This window comes from Haloarcula mannanilytica (genome assembly GCF_005406125.1).
Lineage (GTDB): Archaea > Halobacteriota > Halobacteria > Halobacteriales > Haloarculaceae > Haloarcula > Haloarcula mannanilytica.
In genome coordinates, this window is record NZ_BIXZ01000006.1 from 22,436 (window position 1) to 40,866 (window position 18,431).

The following is an 18,431-nucleotide window of genomic DNA, read 5'->3' on the forward strand; positions in this document are numbered from 1 at the left end:
TAGTGACCGTGCTGCACGGTCCCCGTGACATGTCCTATCTTAGAACACCAGAATGCCCGACACGGTACAACCGAAATCGAGTGCGAGTGATCCTCAGTTGATCGACCCGTCGTGCCACATGCGGCTGTCGCTGTTTGGCTGATAGGACGGCGGGTGGAAGAACTGGCTCGTCCCGGTCACCTGGCCGCCGTGATACGTGAAGATACCGTTCCGGTCGGGGTGATCGGAGTTGTTGACGATGAACTGGTTCCCCAGCGTGCCGGACTGATCGACCAGCGAGTTCGCGTAGTTTTTCCCCTTTCCGAGGTACCAGATCGGTGCGCGGCGGTCACCGCTCTCGTGGTAGGGGTTATTGTCCTTGAACAGGGCGGTGTCCCACGGATAGACGACCATCGTGTTGCTGCCCTTGACATAGGAGTTGTCACCGCGTTCACTCTCCGAGCGCGGGTCGTCCTCCATGTACCAGAGCCACTCGCTTACGTCGCCCGATGGCTGGACCATGAGGTTGAACACGTTGCCGGACACTTCGGCCCCTTCGGACCGGTGGTTGACACCGATGCGGAAGTCCGTGATGGTGCCGGAAAAGCGGTTTCCGTTGGACCAGTCGCCCTGACCGGAGGTGTCGCTGCCGCTTGCGTAACAGTCGATTGCGATATCGAATCCTGAGATGTTGCCGCTTGCGACCTGCATCGAACACGGTCGAGACCCGCCGCGGAACTGGAGGCCGATTCCTTCACCTTTGTCACCCATGAGGTACGCGTCCTCGACAGTGGCGCGATTGGCCGGTTCGATCTTGTCCGCGTCCGGCGCACCGACGACGACCTGCGTCGAACTCCAGCCGACCGGCCGCGTGTCGATGAACGGGTCGACGAGCTCCGTGCCGCGGTACATCTCGATGACGTTGAAATCACCGTCCGGCACGATTCGAGCGCCGTTGCATTCGAGCCGGACGTTCCGTCTCAGCTTGATCGTGTCTGACGGGAAGTAGTTCTCCCCGGAGACGAGCTTCACGGTCCGACTCGGGCCCTGTGCCCAAGTGTGGGATTTGGACGCCTGATCGATAACGGACTGCACGTCTCCTGGCGGTGCAATGAGCGTCCCGTCGTCAGCCTCGGAAACCGAATCGTCGGACGCACTGAGGCTCCCGACGCGGTTCCAGTTGCTGCCGTCGCCGATGTACACCGTGCCGGTGTCGGTCGCGAGGAATTTCGATCCCGTTTTCGGTTCGTACTGGCTGAGGTTGGATTCGGCGTCCCGGAGCTCCACGTGACTGTCGAGCTTCTCGAAGTTTTCGTTGAGCGGTACGTGCCAATCGAGTGTGCCCTCAGCGGGCGTGTTGTATCGTTCTGCCATTGGTCTGTATTACTGGGTACCTCCGTACCCACCCATGCCGTAGCCTTCGCTGCCGAAGTCGTCAGTTCCCGATTCGGTCGCGGTCTCCGTTTCGGTCGGTGTCGCCGTTTCCGTCGGCGTCTCTGTCTGGGTCGGTGTTTCCGTCTCTGTCGGCGTCTCTGTCTCACTCGGGGTCTGTGTCCCACCAGATTCGCGCAACTCGAACCAGTTGAAATCGATGCCGGAGCCGACTGCTTTGACCTGGATGACGTGTTTGCCACCGGAATCGACCGTTACGTCAGGGAGCGTGGCCGTTTCCCAGGTGGTCCAGCCACCAGTGTTCGGGACATCCACAGTCCCGATTGCCTGGCCGTCGAGAGACACCTGTAGCTGTCTATTGTCTCTGGTTGTAGCGACGCGAACGTCGATGTCGTAGGTGCCGGCCGAGACATCGGCGGTGTATTCGAGCCATTCGCCGTCCTCGAAGTAACCGATGTTGTACTCCCCGGAGGAGTCTTGCGTCTCTCGGATATCGACATCGGAGTCACGGTAGTCCAGACCGTACTCGCTTCCGTCGGTAGTATCGTGGTACGATACGCCTTCACCACCGAGGTCGTAATCCTGGGCCTGAACACGGCCCGGTAGCGTCGGCATGTTGTTGAACGGTTGGTTGCCGGTGCCGGTGCTGGTGGCAGTGAATTCGGCCCAGTTGAAATCGATTCCGGAGCCGATGGCTTCAATTCTGAGGATCCGCTGTCCGTCTGCATCGATGCTCACGCCCTCCAGTGTTGCCGTCTCCCAGGTGGTCCAACCGCCGGTATTGGGAACGTCGAGAGTGCCTAGCTCTTGGTCACCAAGCGAGATCCGGAGTTGTCTATTGTCCCGAGTCGTCGCAACACGGACCTTGAGGTCGTACTGACCCGGCGAGACATCGGCTGTGTACTCGAGCCATTCGCCGTCCTCGAAGTAACCGATGTTGTACTCTCCAGAGGCGTCCTGGGTCTCTCGGATGTCGACATCACTGTCGCGGTAACTGGTGTCGTACTCGTTGCCGGCGGTCGTATCGGTGTATGAGATCCCCTCGCCACCTTTGTCGTAGTTCTGTGCCTCGATGCGTCCGGGAATCTTCTCGGGAGTCCCATTGTACGGTTGCTGTGTATCGACCCGCTCGAATTCGAGCCAGTTGAACTCCACGCCGGAGTCCAGCGCCTCGACACGAAGCGTCGATTGTTCCTCGGTCTCGATTTCAATGTTCTCGACCGTGACTGTCTCCCAGGAGGTCCAGTCGCCGGTGTTGGGAATGTCGACGGTTGCGAGCGTTCGGTCTCCAAGTGACAGTTCGAGTTGTCCGTTAGAGAGCGCTGACGCGACTCGAACCCTGATATCGTACGTCCCTGGTGAGACGGCCGCCGTGTACTCAAGCCATTCTCCTGCCTGGAAGTAGCCGATATTGTACTTCCCGGACTTGTCTTCAGTCGGTCGGATGTCGACATCAGTATCTCGAGTCTCGGAGCCGTAGATGTTCCCGCTGGACGTATCGTGATACGCCTTACCCTCGCCACCGATATCGAAATTCTGCGCCTGAATCCGGCCGGGGATTGATTTGACAGTCCCTTCGTACGGTGACTGGGACTGGGTCGTGCTATCCGTAGAAACGTTCAGTGCGTACTCGCCGCCGGTTCGACTGACATCCATGACCTGTAGGTAGTGTGTGCTACCAGCATCAACGGACTCGGGGAGAAACACCGGGGCAGTCGAACTCGCGTACGCCTGGGACAGTAGCTCACCGTCGGGGTTGAATAGTCCGAGGGCAGTGGGTCCCGTCTCGGAATCAGGTGTAAACTTGACTGTCACGTCTTCGCCGTCGGGCTTGAACGCGAAGAGATCAGACGAACCTGAGGATAGTGTCGTCGACAGCGAGGAGTCGATGCTGAGACTGCTGACCGAATTCAACAAGCTCGTGTCCTCGGCCACCTTCGAAACATCGACTGCAGTGAGTTGTGCCGTCACTGGAGGCTCACCACCGTATCCGAATTTAGCTGCCGATCCACCTGTGGTAGGACCGCCTTTACCGGTGCAACCTGCGAGAGAAGCAGCGGCGACACCTGCCAGCTTCATGCACGTGCGGCGGTCTACGACGGTTGTTCCCTTCGAATTGCTATCTTCCCGCGACACTCCATCAGTGTCGCGCGAGTGATTCTGTTCTTTGTTGGTCACACTGCGTTAATCCCTATTTACTATTTTATCCGTTGTTACGAATTAGATCTTTTTCAGCTGGCTTGATCCCCAAGATATGTTTTTTGCATACCAGAGATACACTGCAACTCAATTTTGAAAATGACAACAATCCAATTTTAATCTACGCTCAGTATGAACATATTACTACACTTAGCCGCGAGTAGGTAACAATTATTGCAGCAAACCAACCGTCCAATTCCGGTCTATACTGTCCTTTCAGGGGGTAGTTACTGTATTTCGATACAAACAGGCGTCGACCAGTCGTTCCCGAAGCCAAGACACTCGGGCCGTACGTTGGCGGTTTCTGTGCCCGATAAATTGGTTCTTATTCGACTGGATTCTCAGCACTGATTCTTGGGGAACGTTATCAACCGTCTCAGTAATCGGCTACGCGGTACTACTTCTGGACTGCCTCAGCGTAAAGTGCCGAACGACCCATCTGTCCGACTGGTTGCTACTGGTCCGTTGTTGGGTCTTCGACTCCGACCGGGCACCGGTGTTGGAGGGACTCGCGCTCGCTCGTGAGACACGATAGTGAGATGATTGTGTCAGCCTTCAGAAGGGAGGTCTGAAACGAAATGTGATCTCCGACAGCGATCCCACTGTAGAGTGCTCTTGATGTTTGGTATTCTATCGTCCCAGTCCGGCCAAGGATGCTGAGACCGTCACCGTGATGGCTGACCGTCGTTTGAAAGCGCAGGTCATCGTACGCTTCACCGAGAGAGTTTGCAGCCTCTGTTGTGATCTCTCCCGGCGCCTGACCGAGCAACTCCTCGTGTTCGTTTGAGACGGTCGCTCCGTCGCTGTCGAGTACGGCGATTTCAGTCATTCCCTCGTCAGTGATACCAAGCAACCGTTTTCTGACGACCTTGCCTTGGTTAACGAGCGACAACCGATCTAACCACTGCCCGGCCTGTAACAACGGTAGGACGCCGGCAAGCACTGTTCGTCGTTTCATTGGTGTTTCTTCTTTTGTCCGGACGTTCGCTGTCTCATTTTGATCACGCGAGTGCATCGAAAATCGATTCCAGATTCTGTTTCACTTGCCAATCGAAACTGAACATGAGGGCCAGTGCGAGCGCTACGTAGACCCCGATACCTACGAGTATCAGCAGGATAAACTCCAATATCGGTGCATTGAGAGCTACTGTCTGATACACGTAGGTTACGGCTGCTGCCATCCCGAGACTTGCCACGAAGGGATACGAGACCTCTCTGAGAACCCGAATCGGAGACGCTTCGACGGTCCGGGCGATAAGATAGGTGTCTATCGGCATCATCGGGAAGATGTAGATACCGGTAATGAGGGCTGAAGTCCCTTCGATTCCGTACATCATCGTGACCGGGTAGATGAATATCGCGATAAGGATCACTCGTAGCGTTGAGAGCTTCGCGATATAATCAGGCCGTCCGACTGCCTTCCAGATGGGGCCCATCGTCGCCCCCATCGAACGCAACAGCCCGTAGATAGCTAACAACTGCATCACCGGTATCATCGGTTGCCATTCTGGCGTAAAAAACGCATCAATGAATGCGGGCGCGATTGCCGCGATTCCCATCGCCGCTGGGAACGAAGCCAAGGTCGTCATCCTGAGTGTCTGGAAGTATCCAGAGCGGAGCTTCTCAACGTCGTTTTGCACTTTCGAATACGCCGAAAACGTCACGCTGGAGATCGTCTGGGTAATTTCGGTTGCCGGCGCGTTTGAGAGCCGATAGGCAAGCTGGTAGAACCCCAGTGCGCTTGCCATGAGTGCCCAGCCGACGAACCAGTCGTCCCCTCTACTGTACAGGAAATACAGGATCGAGTTCGCTGTGACCCACTTTCCGAAACTGAACCGCTTTTTGGCGATATCGAGATCGAACGAGGGCCACGGTCGGTAGCCGTCCGCTATGTATGAGACGATGAACCGGGCTGCGTCGCCGGCGATATACCCAATCGCCAGAGCATAGACAGTTGGGTCATACAGGGCTACACCCAGAGTGACGACGAAGTACGCAACTGCACCGCTCACTCTATACACGAACTCTTTGTGGAAGTCCAGGCTTTTCTGGAAATAGACAACAGCGGGGTTCCGTAACCCGACGATGAACGGCGAGAGTGCGATGACCCGAAACAGGTTAGTCGCGGCCGGTTGGTTGAATACTGAGGCAATAAAGGGGGCCCCGAGAAACAAGACCGATCCGATTACGGTTCCTCTGGCTGTTTCGATCGTCCAAGCGGTGTTGAGTTCCTCGTCGACGTTGTCCTCCTCAGCCTGTATCAGTGCCTCTTTGATTCCCAATTCAGAGAACTTCTTGAGCGACGAGAGCGTCAGTAACGCAATCCCCATCAACCCGAACGCGCGTGGGGACAACAGTGAGGCGACGATGACGAGCAACACCAGCTCCAGTCCCCGTTCAGTGACGTTCATGACGCCGACCCACACGCCACTCTTTACGGCCTGCTCCATGACGTTATCACTGGCCGGGAGCAGTCGCTTTATGAGCCGCTTTAGCTTGTCTAACATCGCTGTCTGTCCTCCGTAGCGAATGAGCGGGGGGTGACAGCACCGTGCCGGTTAGTCCATCTCATGGCGGTGTTCCGACTTCGTATTCCATATCGCTGTTCCTGCATAGACTCGTCGTTGCTACATACTTCGGATACCATCTGTTTGTTATAGACGGTGTAATCTGTGGCCAATCGGACCATTCGGCCGAGATCATCTCCGACTGGGCTGAACTGGGGCTTATTGGTTCTCAGAACTGAGCAGTTGACCGTTTTCGACCATCGACTCCAGTGGATTGTCCTCGATCTCCAATGGAAAATCGACCCGACCACACCGCCGAGCTGACTCCCAGCACCCGAATATAAGCTCCGTGGCCTGCAGCGCATTGTCAGCAGAGAGTTCCGGTTCACGCCCCGTCGAAAGTGCGTCAACTGTGTCCGCTATGGCTCGGTCGATATAGGACTCCGGTCTGGCATTTTCGACAGAGGTTCCCGGTAGTCGCGCGCTAATCTTTTGCTTTGCAGCGTCGATAATCGTCTCGTTGGGGCCGTGTACGTCTTCTCCGCCCGTGTCGATTGATTTCCATTTTCTCCCGGTCCGGGTCCGCAGCGGCACTTCTCCGCCGATTTCGATCATGCCATCTGTACCGAGCAGCCGCATATGGCAATCGACAATTCCGCCATCTCCCGTCGAAGCGAGCCCATTGACACCGTTCGTGTACCGCCACTGTGCAATGGCCTGGTTTTCGTTGTGCGCGCCGAACTGCACGTTCTCCTCGCTGTACTCGATCCCGGCCATCACCCACTTCGACATTGCCTGGTCAGTGAAGTATCCACAGAGGTCAAACAGGTGTGAACCGTAGTCGAACAGATTCTTCCCGCCGAGTTCGATGCGCTCCAAGGACCCGATCTTTCCCTCTTCAAGCAGCGACTTGGCCTTCCGGAACGGTTTTCCAAACCGCCGCTGGTGGTTGAATGTGAGCTGGATACCGGCCCGCTTGCAGGCTGATACCATCTGCTGGCAGTCCTCCCATCTCGTTGCCATCGGCTTCTCGCAGTGGATCGCGTCCATGACACCGCTCTCAGCACACGTCATAACCACGGGAGCGTGAATATGTGGGGGCACACAAATGCTGACAATATCGGGCTCGATGGCTGTCAGCATTTTCTCAGTGTCCGTGTAGACGTTCTCTTCCGGGAGATTCCACCGTTTACCGAAGCTTTTCGCGTTCTCCGGAACGACATCGGCACAGGCAGTGAGTTCACATGAATCCAATCGCCTGTACGCACCAGCGTGTCTGTATGCCATTGCGAACCCGTCAGTATCCGGATCATCCGGATCTGCGCCGGTCCCAATGACTGCGACAGTGTAAGTCATCGCTGGATGAGTGGGGGAGTGGCCCCAATAGTAGTAACCTCGTACTGATTCACTTCGGCTGTCACTACAGACAGACTGGTGTCTTGTCACTATCGAGGCGGTACGGTTGTTTGTTTACCTTCCTCGCTACGAGAGGCAGCAAACAGCTATCTACTGTGGCTTTAGGGCGTAAACAGAATATTATAGAACTCTTAATGATACCTACGATGCACGGCCATCGGCTTGGGCTGGCGGCAAAATCGTCAGGTCTTCATTTCCGGGAAACACGCATGATCCCGTCGCAGTATGATAAATATCTGTTGTGACCTGACTGGCGTCTCTCTGTTTGGCCTGCTGTAGCTTCTATCTCAGCCGCATAAAGACAAATGGCGTCATATCCGTGTAGATGTCGGTATGACCTGTCTACTAAAACGCTCCCCGTCTTTGGATTCCTGACAAGGATGACCCGAGGCAGTCGTCGTCGAAGTGGAGCTACGGTATCGAGGGGGAACGGCGCACTGTACTGATGTCTTCAGCCGAAGACCCCACGTCCTCAGCGTCGAAACGACCTACGCGACGAACAGTTCTAGCTCTGGTCGGCACTGCACTCTCGTTTGGAGTTGCAGTCCTCTTAGAGCGGGAGCTGTTCTACCGAGGCTACGGTGAGGACGGCTACGGTGAGCAAGGCTTTGGCGGCTAACTGTCCAGTGTTGTCGCCAACCTCAGATGACAGTAATTCTGACCCAGAGAGGAACCCAAGGTTAGTTGACCATGTGGTTCCTCAACTCACGTCAATCTGAAAACTCCGATGTTGTCTCAGAGGGGCTTTTTATATCGGGGATCTCGCTGGGATGTTTTCCGGAGGTAGCGTCGTCCAAGAGCCCTCTCATACGCCCCGCCGTTTTTGCAACGGTACTGCCCGCCTCTGTGACAGCAGCTAGTGGGGTTTTCCTGACGTAATTCAACGGATCAATCGCATCGCAGAAAATCTTCTTGAGTTGCTCTGTCCGCGAAATGTTACACTCAGACCAGTAGTATGGGCTCTTAGTTTCGAGTTTATACTGCTTTTTCCAATACTCCGTAATCGACGACGCGTACGGATGTTTGACGACGAGTTTGGGATCGTACCGAATATCAAACGACTCTCTGACCCGTCTTGCAAGCTCTTTCTCTTCGTGGCCCCACCCCATTTGCTCGTCCCAGCCACCGACGGTCTCGAACACGCGCCTGTGAATGCCCATATTACATCCCCAGAAGTGGTTGACGTAGCAGGGCTCATTGCCCCAGTTGTAGTGGTTGGTGAAGTGGCGTGCAAACATATCATCGGCCGGATGGACAGTTCGACCCACGTAGGCCGCCTCCGTTTCGAGGACTTTGTTAGCTCTCCGGAGATAGCCCGGCTGGGGTCGAGAATCGTCGTCGAGAAATACGATCTTGTTTGACTTCGCTTCCTGTATCCCCTCATTTCGAGCTTTCGTAACCGGACTGTCATCACAGACGATGACCTCGAAGTCCTGGAACGAATCGTCTTCGAGGCATTGTATCGCCTCAATTTCATCACGCGACTTCAGTGTCGCAATAACAACGCTGACCGATACCATGTGATTCTTTCTATGAGGGTACAGTTTCTTTCACGATATTAGTATAAGCGTCCTGCATGAGTAGGTAGTGTCTTCACCTATCTGACTTACGCAGCCCCGGTCGATATGACTGCCTGTACCCACGAAACGACTCCGTATACGAACACGACAAACCCACTCATAGAAACCCAGCGCAATCGCTTGTGATTCTTCGGTCTAATACCGTCTGGATTACTCAACTCGACTGCAAACAGGAAGCCAGCGTAACTGAGTAAGTAGTACAACAATGGGTTCCAGAGATCAATATACACCATCCCACCGTACGAAACGGAGAGCCACCCGAGGAAAACCCCGATGAATTGTCGAAACCATGCAGCGCACATAGTCCACCTATAGAGGCCTTCCTGTTTTGTTATGCTATTACTAGTGTATGTTTGCGTCTCTGAGTCCTGATCACAATGAAAACACCTGGCGACCATGTATTTCCTATAACGGTAGATGTGAAGTGATGTCAGCGATAGTAGTACCGCAGTATACACTGGATAAACGACTTGTGTCTCTGATCGGTACAGATGAACTACCCAGTCAGATGGTTTTCGACGATATCTGAGACCAGTGAGCAAGCAAGAAGTGCGTACCTCTTTGCTTCGATCGCCTGTTCCCCGTGTCGCTAAGTAGGTTTATACCGTACTGCTGGAGACTCCCACGGACACCTCAGTCGTCGTCCATCGAAGTCGGTTCAATTTCCTTGGTTATTCCACTATCAGACGATGGCATGGGGGGTTCCGCTGTGAGGCGTTGCTCTGCGGCGTCCCGGTCTTCAGGATATCCCACATCGATACGCCAGCCGTTAAGACGAACAGCATCGATTGTTCTCCCGCTTTCCATCAGTAAATCAATGGCATCACTGAGTTCGTATTCGCCGCGGTCGGATGGTTGGACCAACCTACAGGCTTTGAATATGGCGGGTGAGAACGTGTAAAAACCAGTCATGACCAGATTCGAGGGCGGGTCATCCGGTTTCTCGACTACGTCGATGATTTCACCGTAATCGTTCGTCACGCAGACGCCGTATCTAGACGCCTCGTCTTCAGGAACCGTTTCAACCAGGAATGCACAGTCCACTCGCTGTTCCTGTTGTCGCTGCACAACCGTGTCAAGGTTCCCCCGGAAGACGTTGTCTCCCAGCATCACCATAAAATCGTCCTCGATTTCGGGTTCGGCTTGTAACAGCGCGTCTGCGAGGCCAGCTGGATCCTCTTGATGGACATATGTTATCGGCACTCCGTTGTACGAGTCTCCGTAGTAGTCGATGATCTGCTCTTTCCGGTAGCCGACCACAATAACGAACTCGCTTGCATCAAGCGAGACGAGCTCGTCAAGACAATGCGTCAGAAGTGGTTTTCCGTCGATAGTCACCAGTCCTTTGGGGAGCTCATCCGTTAGCGGGCGAAGTCGTGTTCCCTTTCCGGCCGCAAGAACTACTGCTTTCATCACTCACACGAATCCGCAGAAATGACATTGTAATGCTGCTACTAATTGGAACTAGCCTTCTGCTGGCTTCCGTATTTATATAAGTTCAGTGGGGTACCGGTTTTGGCTCACTTATCGCCGAAGGTCACGCAGTGAATCTGAGTGGATGACGATGAACTCTTCGTCACCGAGTTGGGACTCATGCTCCGGCAAAAATATCAACTGCGAATCGGTTGATGATTTCACAACCGTTAGTTCTTCCATCTCGTATCCGAGGTCCGATTCCGGGTCCGGATCTGTCGGTACTTCTTTCCACTCCTCTGAAGTCATCATTCCGATACCACTCCGTGTAAATGTCCCGGTATTGACAAACTCAACTGCGCGTACGAAAACCACACCCTGTAACTCTCTTTAAATCGCTCTAATCTTGGATTATGGATATCTTTCGACCTCCCTACTATCCTGCTAATAGCATGCATGTTCCGGAAAGGTGTAATTACTATATTAACAATTGTGCCCTCATACATAGTATTCACTTATCACCTCATATCCAGTTACTTACCAGAATTTTCTACCAGTCTCTGTCCAATGACTCGCGAAAACGGAAAACACACTGATAGTAAGGTGGAATTACTGTATCAAACTAGGTGTCTGATAGAAAGTAATATATCACAATACTGTATTGATGATTGAATAGCCGTCGAATGGAGCCACGGAATTCGCTGTCAGTCGTGACTAGGACCTCCCCTGGCGTTTGGAAGTCAAACGGTACAAACCGGCAGTTGAACCCTGGTATCTGGGCTTATTGACCCTGAGTAGCCTGATCCGATTTGTTCGTCCTATCCTGAGCGGACCCATTCACTATCGTAGTGATAGAGTCGGATACCGCAGTTCACACCGTAAACCAGGGCTGGTAGGCTTTGCTGTGTTGAAATAACACGATTATAACAATACATGCCTGCGTGTTACTGTCTGCTGGAGAGGGCAGTTACCCGACACCCACAACACCGGCCCAATCCTTACCACCCACCCCCCTCAGGGACGCTCGTGCCCTGTTTAGTCGCTGTCGACTCGGATCGCTCTCTCCACCTTTATGATGAGCCGGGACGGTTTCGGTTACACCGTCTTTCCGGCTTGTTTTGACCGATGCACCACCTACCGGTGCTGGCACGTAATCTCTGATAGTGATCATTGTAGCGATTCACCGGTACGCGCCGACCCCCCGGGGGCGGCGCTATCCGGAAATAATCTACAAGAATCACTATGAGTCAAGCTTCGCTCTAATATAGTCATAATAACGTTCTCAGACACTAGTCAGTCGAAGATAGACCATCATCGTCACTAGTTTACAGTAGATATGACCGCTTCTATGTGGCGATTTTCTCCTCAGAGATAGACTACTGCGCGTGGTCGGAGATCTTGGATGCTTGTCATGGCCTGATAAACGTTCGGTCGCACTTCGAAAGTCAAACGAAAGCACTCCGGAACTCGGATGCTTGGCACCGACCCGTCCCGAGATATCGAATACCGACAAGCGCATAGAAGAATACGACTACCTCAAATATGAACTCAATTACTAAACTGTAACAGCTACAGGTAGCGGTGTATGCCGGAACATATCTCCGACAGCGAAATGGAACGGATTTCGGAATTTGCGAGTACACCGATGTACAAGCGGTCCCCGGATCAGTTGCTGCCAGAAGGGGCGGCCGAAGACGAAGAGTAACACATTCTCGGGGGGTGTTTTTCCGTGTAGTTTCAGGTTAAGGCTCGCCAATATCGAAGGATTTGTCGTTATCATTTCGACGGATGGCGACTGCATGAACAACAGACAGAATGAGGAATGAACTAATGACGACCAATCCGATAACGATTGGACTGACCGAGCTGAGCAGTGGAATGCCGATAACCGTCCCAAGTAGTAACAGTGCGTTCAACAGGGCGACGGCCCCATAATACCGGTACCAATTAGACTCGCCATCGCTGTTGCTGATAAACGGCTCGACTTCCGGTGCGTCCTCCCGAAGTGCGATCTCACCTGTATCAGCGTTGTACGTTATCAGTCCTGCTTCTTGGAGTTTCGGAGCATGGGTTTGATACAGTGAGACGTACACCCGCTTTCGCGCCTGCGAGGAGAGCTCTTCGACGGTTGTATCGTTTTCCCACGCAGCCAGCTCCTCAGCCAGGTCGGTCAATTGGACCGGCTCCTGTTGCTGGCGCAGATAGTACAGAGTATATCGACGCCTCGAACTGCTGAGGATATCGAACATTCGGTCGCGTGAGAGCTCTGGTTCTTCCTCTACCATCGGTTCGCTCATGACCTCGATTGCTGCATTGGTTTGTGTTCAGGCCGCGAGAGCGACATATGTACACGCAACCCGGGGTAACGTTTTGTTACACCCCCGTTACCCTCTAGCTCCTGAGTAAGAAAGAGCTACTTGTCGGGATCATTAGACCACCGTTCTTCACCGGCTGGCCACAGTTGGCTTATAATCTGTGGGTCCATCGTTGTCGGAAATATTCGCTGTTCTGGAGACTGTAATCACTATACAATTGCATAAATAAAAAAAGGCATACATATGAAACCGCTGTGCAGTAGGCCATTGGTTGGCTTGGTACGAGCTGGATTACTCTCTTAGTCACGCCCTGAATACGCTTGTATTCGCGGATCTATGTTTATTAATACGACGCTATCCGGCTATGTGGGTACGCTAGGCACTGTCTAGTTCTGGACCTCCTCAGCTGGCGTTCGTCCGTCGAGAGCTTGATTGGGTCGTTCGTGGTTGTAGTGGTGTCTGAAGCGTCGTATCCACTGTTTCGCGCTCCGATGACTGCCCCTCCAGAAGGAGTGAAAGCGGTCGATTCGCATGGTCACAGTCTGGAACCATTTTTCGATGTGGTTCCGGATTCGATAGTCGAGTCGACCGCTCAAATCGTGTCGTGAGAGGGCAGTCAGATAGCCGCCAGCATCGACGAGAAACACTGAATCGGCGACATCGTGTTTCTGAGTGAGCCGGTGCAGGAACGCCGCCGCGGGGTCAGTCCCGCGGCGGCTGAATACGTCAACTTCGAGCAACAGTTTTGATTCGGTGTCGACAGCGGCGTACAACCATTTCTTTTCGCCGTCGACCTCGATTTGTTTCTCATCGACCGCGACCCGCGACGGCTCCGCCGTCGCGGGTCGCTCTGTGCTTCAGAGAGCGTATGAACCCAGTTCCAGACTGCACCGTGAGAACGATCGACACCCAACAACTCTAAAATAGCGACCGTCTCCCTGATCGACAGCCCCGCCGTGTGGAGACGCACCCCAAATCGCCGGACGGGTGTCGGGGTGCGCTCGTTCTCCCAAACGTCTTGATTGTCCTCATCTAAAGTCTCTCTGAGGAGGTCTGCGAGTTGCATGGACACTTCTCGCTACGGCCTCCTCACTTCTCAAACTCGCTCAACTAGACAGTGCCGTACGCTATATTATATCATTAATAATATATTACAATTCGGGCAATTTAAGCGGTACTGACCGATGGCACGGGTAGAGTGAATTCAGCCTGGAAGCAAATCTCGTAGTATATCTGGTCTCTATTCAGATTCACTGCTCGACACCGATCTGATCTCGGACTGCAATATTCCACACCGATGTGATAGATCATCTGGCTTTCACTGTCTCACCGATAGCAAGGCTCCCTATCGCTGGTATCTCTGCTGGGCTCTTCGGCGGTTCGGAACTACGGACCTGTCGACTGATCAGTCCGAGAACTACCCTCTTTGCTGATTGCCTTGCCAACTGATGGTCCGCTCTCGCCAACCGCTGTTTGGCTGTCGCGATGCATTCGATAGAATACGCTATTGTGGGCTGTCAGTATCTATTTACGGAAGAACTAGTAGCTGACTACCAGTGGATTACGTCGATGTTATCTCGATAGTTTCGCTGTCCCGGATCCGGACAGTGTATCCGCTGTAGGTGAAGCTGATCTGAATATCGTCGGCTGACTGCCCTACAACAAGTGTGTCCAGGGCGTCCGGATCGACCTGATTATATAACGGGGGAAGACTCGTTTCCGTTACGCGCTCTTTGGCCGCGACGGTGGTTACGATCGCTTCGCTCGGTGATTCGTGCTGGTCTGCCCAAAAGACAGTTTCTGTCTCGTTCCACTCCAGACTCATTACCTGTTGTATGAACACACACCCGTATCAGCCTATACGCTATCAGGCTAGCAAACTCAGATTGGCTATGCTAACTATCTAGATGCTGCGTCGTTCCCCCCTCGCTAAACAACTGTTCGAGGAGCTTCCGGACCGCGACCCGAAGGTGGTGGCTGAACGTTGGCTGGGAGATATCGAGTGTATCGGCGATTTCTTGGCCGGTCTTGTCCCGGGGTGATTGATAGAACCCACTGTAGAAGGCTGCGAGCAGGACCTCGAACTGTCGGGGCGTCAACTGTGACGTCAATTCCGAATAGAACGACTCCCGTGTCTGAACACCGCGTTCCTGTTTGTGCCGACTTACCAGTTCGATATCCGGACACGAGCGCTGTAATTCCGAGATAAGTTGGCGAATATCGACGGTCTGTGGGACTTCAAGCTGGATCTCCAGCATCTCACCGTCAGACCTGAGAAGTTGCGGAGCCCCGCCTTGTTCGGCGACAGTCAGTGCGAGTTGCGGGCCTGAAACCTTTGCTTCAAACAGGCTCGTGTCCTCTGTGTCGGTTAAACACTCTAATCGTTGAATCCGGGGGAGAACATCCGAACACGCTTCCAGCTCATCGGGTAGAGCGTCAGTACTGAAAAACACGATACAGCTGCTATCTCCCTGTGGGACGATCCCTTCGAAGGTGACCTCAGCGTCAACGATAGCCGCGATCCGATGGAGGATGTCGTCAGATTCCGTCGCTTCCAACTGAATCTCGATGGCACGATCCGCGACGAGACCCTGCTTCGTTTCAATGCTGTTGATCGCATATCCGACCGTGTCACTCACCTCTTCGAGTACTGACTGGGTGGGCAGATCGAAGACATCGGGTGTTTCCGCGTACACGGTCAGGATGCCATAGGAGAGTTGTTGATAGCTGAGCGGGATGCTGACAACTGATTGGAAGCCCCGCTCTAACAGCCGGCGCTGCCACCCTTTCCCGTTGAGTCGGTCTGCGATGTTGTTGTCCAACGTCTGTTCGTCAGTTCGGGCCGTCTGGACCGCTGGGGGCGGCGGTGTTTCATTCGACGGTGTCCGGGACTCTTCCAAGAAACCACGGTCGGTTCCTGCCCACGTTCGCGGCGTAACGCGATCCGTGTCTGACTCGTACTCGCCGATCCAGGCGAACGAACAGATATCGGATGCGACCAACTGGTCACACACCGCCTGCTCTATTTCGGACCGACTGTCGGCCCTGAGGACCTGCTCGTGGATCCGTTGACTCAGCTCCGTCAGTCGGTTCATTTGCTCCAGTTGAACCGTCTGCTGTTCTAAGTCTCGCTGCCTGTCTTCGAGTTCCGTTTCGTATGTCAGCCTGTCGAATGCTGTCCGAATCGTCGCACCAAGGAGTTCAGTGATCCGTCGGGACTGCGTGTCGAACACCCCGCCGACCGTGTCGCCGGCCCGGAGAACGCCGTGGTCGCCCAGCGGGACAAAAACGGCTTTCCCGTCGATCATCGCACCTTCCTCGGCCTCTTGAGTTGTACTGTCGTCGCACACGACGGTTTCTTCCGTAAAAAAGGCCGAACTCACGAGACTATTGTCGTCCGCTGGGATGGCTTGACGATCCTCTGTCCCCGAAGTTGCAAGCGGACGAAAGGCGTTTGTCTCGCTGTCGAACGCGTACAGTACAACTTCCGGGAGCCCGATGATATCGCGGGTCCGCGAGACGACGATCTGTGCGGCCTCCTCCTCCGATGTCACACCGAGGAGGTCAGTCGCCGTCTCGTACAACTGCGTGAAGCCCATCTCAGCCCGCTGTGTCTGGAGTTCGTTTCCGATCCACTTGCTCAGCAGATCCACGAGCGTTACGTCCCAGTCCGAGAATCCGGTGTCGCTCGGCCCAGACCCGTAGAAAGAGAGGGTCCCGTAGGTACTCCCACCGACAGTGAGCGGCGTTCCGAGATATCGAGTAATCCCGTTATCCCACATGAGATTTCGGTCAGTATCGCTTCTGTCGGCGTCGATGTCTGTCAGGACGACCGTTTCCCCGTTTGCAACGACCTTCGAACAGGGCGTCTTCGACAGCGAAATGGTTCCCCCCGAAAAGATCGTCTCATCGGGCGTTTGGAGCACCTCGAACTCGTATTCCGAACCGGTGATGCGTGACAGCGTCGCGTACTCGGTCCCCAGCACGCTGCGGCCGACTTGCATGAGGTCCGCGATCTGTTCCCGCAGCGACCCCTCTCGTGTCGTGAACACCTCGGTGATGGTTCGCAGTACCTCTTCCCGCATTTCGAGTTCGGCACGCGTGGCGGTCGAGTGGAGACCGTCGGCGACGATCTCAGCGAGTTCCGTCAGTACGGTTTGCTCTGCTTCGTCGAACGCGAACGGCGTATCAGCGTATATCGATATTACACTCTGTACTGATCCTGTATACTGGATCGGGAGGACGATCATCGATCGGAACCCGTACTCCGTGGCGAGTTGTTGCCACGGCTGGTCCGATGACTCGGTGCGGATATCCGACGCTACTTGCTGCGTACCGGTTTCAGAGGCACGCCCAAACGGTCCGTCATCGAACACGGAGGGGCCGTAGCGGGAACGCAACTCTTCGACGTACTCCAGTGCGTCGCCACCGCCCGCTGTGGGGACGATCTCACCCGACTCGTTTTTCTCTCCGATCCAGGCGAACTGATAGGCGTCAGAACTCGTTAGGATCTCACAGACGGCTTCCTTGATTTCCTCGGCTGTTGACGCCCGCAGGACTTGCCGATTGATTTCCCGAAACAGGGAGTTGATCCGTGACAGTCGGGCCGTTTCCCGACGGAATCGGTGTGATTCGACTGCGTTCTCGATTCTGTTTGCGAGCACCGCATACTGCTCTGGACCCCCACCTTTGACGAAGTAGTCAGTGACGCCCGCCGAAACGGCTTCGCTTGCGAGTGTCTCGCTCCCCTGTCCGGTCAACAAAATAAACGGGAGGTCCCCGTTTTTCTGGCGCACCGTTTCGACGAATTCGATCCCGTCCGCCTCTGGCATCTCGTAGTCACTGACGATACAGTCGATCGACTCGGAGTCGAAGTAACTGAGCGCATCCTCGACACTTGCGGCTTCGATGACCTCGATACGGTCGTTTTCGTGTTCTAGCAGTTCCGCCGTCGTCTGACGGAACTCGCCGTAGTCGTCGACTAATAATACTCGTATCCTTGAGGTAACCGTTTCACTACCCGTTGGTGCCGGCCCGGTCTCACCGGCCAACTTCCGCATATTGGGCTACTTATGCGACAGGCGGTATAAACGTTTGACTTGCGATGTGCCGCGGCATCTGCACCGAGAGCCGTACAATATATCGTGGCGACGCTCGGCGTTCTCCCAGACTGGCACAGAAACCGTTGACAGTCCATGGACTCCTACTGGGACGACTGTCGTGTTAGTTATATTTGGCTGATACAACTACATTTTCGGTCGGCTTCGATATCCACTTTAGGAAAAATATACGATAGATATAATACTAATATATACTGTATGATTGCGCGAGATACAAGATATCCACTTCCCAATTTCGGGATAGACACTGCTATTTGAGTTATCCATAACTGGTGTCCACGTGGATATTCAACGGTTTAATTGAATTCAACACTGGCGTTCAGTTGGGGCACTCACTTCGGTGATTTCGCTGCCACACCTACCTTAATAGTCAAATAAATATAAATATCGTACTAATATAAAAAATATAATACTCTGTGTTTGAGCGATAGGTGATTTTAAACCCGTATGAGTCCCCTCCCCATATTCACATACTAAGGGTATAAATTAACTCCCTCCAGTTCCCGAGAT

General features: G+C 54.0%; 11 protein-coding genes and 1 pseudogene. All 12 read right to left on the bottom strand.

What is annotated here, in order from left to right:
- Positions 1-93: 93 nt before the first annotated feature.
- Positions 94-1,353, bottom strand: a complete 1,260-nt coding sequence (locus Harman_RS15085; RefSeq protein ID WP_137684610.1) for a hypothetical protein — start codon at positions 1,351-1,353, stop codon at positions 94-96.
- A gap of 9 nt (positions 1,354-1,362) precedes the next feature.
- Complete coding sequence (locus tag Harman_RS15090) at positions 1,363-3,549, bottom strand: carbohydrate-binding domain-containing protein (RefSeq protein WP_137684611.1); 2,187 nt, start codon at positions 3,547-3,549, stop codon at positions 1,363-1,365.
- Between the two features lie 475 nt (positions 3,550-4,024).
- A complete protein-coding gene (locus tag Harman_RS15095) occupies positions 4,025-4,528 on the bottom strand; it encodes a hypothetical protein (protein ID WP_137684612.1) in 504 nt (167 codons plus the stop codon).
- A 43-nt stretch (positions 4,529-4,571) separates the two neighbouring features.
- Complete coding sequence (locus Harman_RS15100) at positions 4,572-6,077, bottom strand: lipopolysaccharide biosynthesis protein (RefSeq protein WP_137684613.1); 1,506 nt, start codon at positions 6,075-6,077, stop codon at positions 4,572-4,574.
- A gap of 219 nt (positions 6,078-6,296) precedes the next feature.
- The gene (locus Harman_RS15105; protein ID WP_137684614.1) at positions 6,297-7,433 is read right to left on the bottom strand and encodes a Gfo/Idh/MocA family protein; all 1,137 of its coding nucleotides are present in this window, start codon (positions 7,431-7,433) and stop codon (positions 6,297-6,299) included.
- A gap of 770 nt (positions 7,434-8,203) precedes the next feature.
- Positions 8,204-9,013 carry a glycosyltransferase family 2 protein gene (locus Harman_RS15110; RefSeq protein WP_137684615.1) on the bottom strand — a complete coding sequence of 270 codons (810 nt, stop codon included), beginning with the start codon at positions 9,011-9,013 and terminating at the stop codon, positions 8,204-8,206.
- Positions 9,014-9,706: 693 nt separating this feature from the next.
- Positions 9,707-10,486 (bottom strand): UTP--glucose-1-phosphate uridylyltransferase AglF, encoded by a 780-nt coding sequence (gene aglF, locus Harman_RS15120; protein WP_137684617.1) that lies wholly within the window; start codon positions 10,484-10,486, stop codon positions 9,707-9,709.
- 111 nt (positions 10,487-10,597) lie between these two features.
- Positions 10,598-10,798 (bottom strand): hypothetical protein, encoded by a 201-nt coding sequence (locus Harman_RS15125; protein WP_137684618.1) that lies wholly within the window; start codon positions 10,796-10,798, stop codon positions 10,598-10,600.
- A 1,430-nt stretch (positions 10,799-12,228) separates the two neighbouring features.
- On the bottom strand, positions 12,229-12,771 hold the full coding sequence (locus tag Harman_RS15130; RefSeq protein WP_137684619.1) for a DUF7344 domain-containing protein: 543 nt from the start codon (positions 12,769-12,771) through the stop codon (positions 12,229-12,231).
- 416 nt (positions 12,772-13,187) lie between these two features.
- Positions 13,188-13,867, bottom strand: a pseudogene (locus tag Harman_RS15135) (IS6 family transposase).
- Between the two features lie 495 nt (positions 13,868-14,362).
- Entirely contained in the window at positions 14,363-14,626 is a 264-nt protein-coding gene (locus tag Harman_RS15140) for a HalOD1 output domain-containing protein (protein WP_137684620.1), read from the bottom strand.
- 70 nt (positions 14,627-14,696) lie between these two features.
- Positions 14,697-17,861, bottom strand: a complete 3,165-nt coding sequence (locus tag Harman_RS15145; protein ID WP_137684621.1) for a GAF domain-containing protein — start codon at positions 17,859-17,861, stop codon at positions 14,697-14,699.
- Positions 17,862-18,431: the final 570 nt, after the last annotated feature.

What these genes read in the sequence shown, in the direction of transcription:
- Harman_RS15085 (WP_137684610.1), bottom strand. Translation starts at nt 1,353, where the DNA reads ATGGCAGAACGATACAACACGCCCGCTGAGGGCACACTCGATTGGCAC.
- Harman_RS15095 (WP_137684612.1), bottom strand. Translation starts at nt 4,528, where the DNA reads ATGAAACGACGAACAGTGCTTGCCGGCGTCCTACCGTTGTTACAGGCC.
- Harman_RS15100 (WP_137684613.1), bottom strand. Translation starts at nt 6,077, where the DNA reads ATGTTAGACAAGCTAAAGCGGCTCATAAAGCGACTGCTCCCGGCCAGT.
- Harman_RS15105 (WP_137684614.1), bottom strand. Translation starts at nt 7,433, where the DNA reads ATGACTTACACTGTCGCAGTCATTGGGACCGGCGCAGATCCGGATGAT.
- Harman_RS15110 (WP_137684615.1), bottom strand. Translation starts at nt 9,013, where the DNA reads ATGGTATCGGTCAGCGTTGTTATTGCGACACTGAAGTCGCGTGATGAA.
- aglF (WP_137684617.1), bottom strand. Translation starts at nt 10,486, where the DNA reads ATGAAAGCAGTAGTTCTTGCGGCCGGAAAGGGAACACGACTTCGCCCG.
- Harman_RS15125 (WP_137684618.1), bottom strand. Translation starts at nt 10,798, where the DNA reads ATGATGACTTCAGAGGAGTGGAAAGAAGTACCGACAGATCCGGACCCG.
- Harman_RS15130 (WP_137684619.1), bottom strand. Translation starts at nt 12,771, where the DNA reads ATGGTAGAGGAAGAACCAGAGCTCTCACGCGACCGAATGTTCGATATC.
- Harman_RS15140 (WP_137684620.1), bottom strand. Translation starts at nt 14,626, where the DNA reads ATGAGTCTGGAGTGGAACGAGACAGAAACTGTCTTTTGGGCAGACCAG.
- Harman_RS15145 (WP_137684621.1), bottom strand. Translation starts at nt 17,861, where the DNA reads ATGCGGAAGTTGGCCGGTGAGACCGGGCCGGCACCAACGGGTAGTGAA.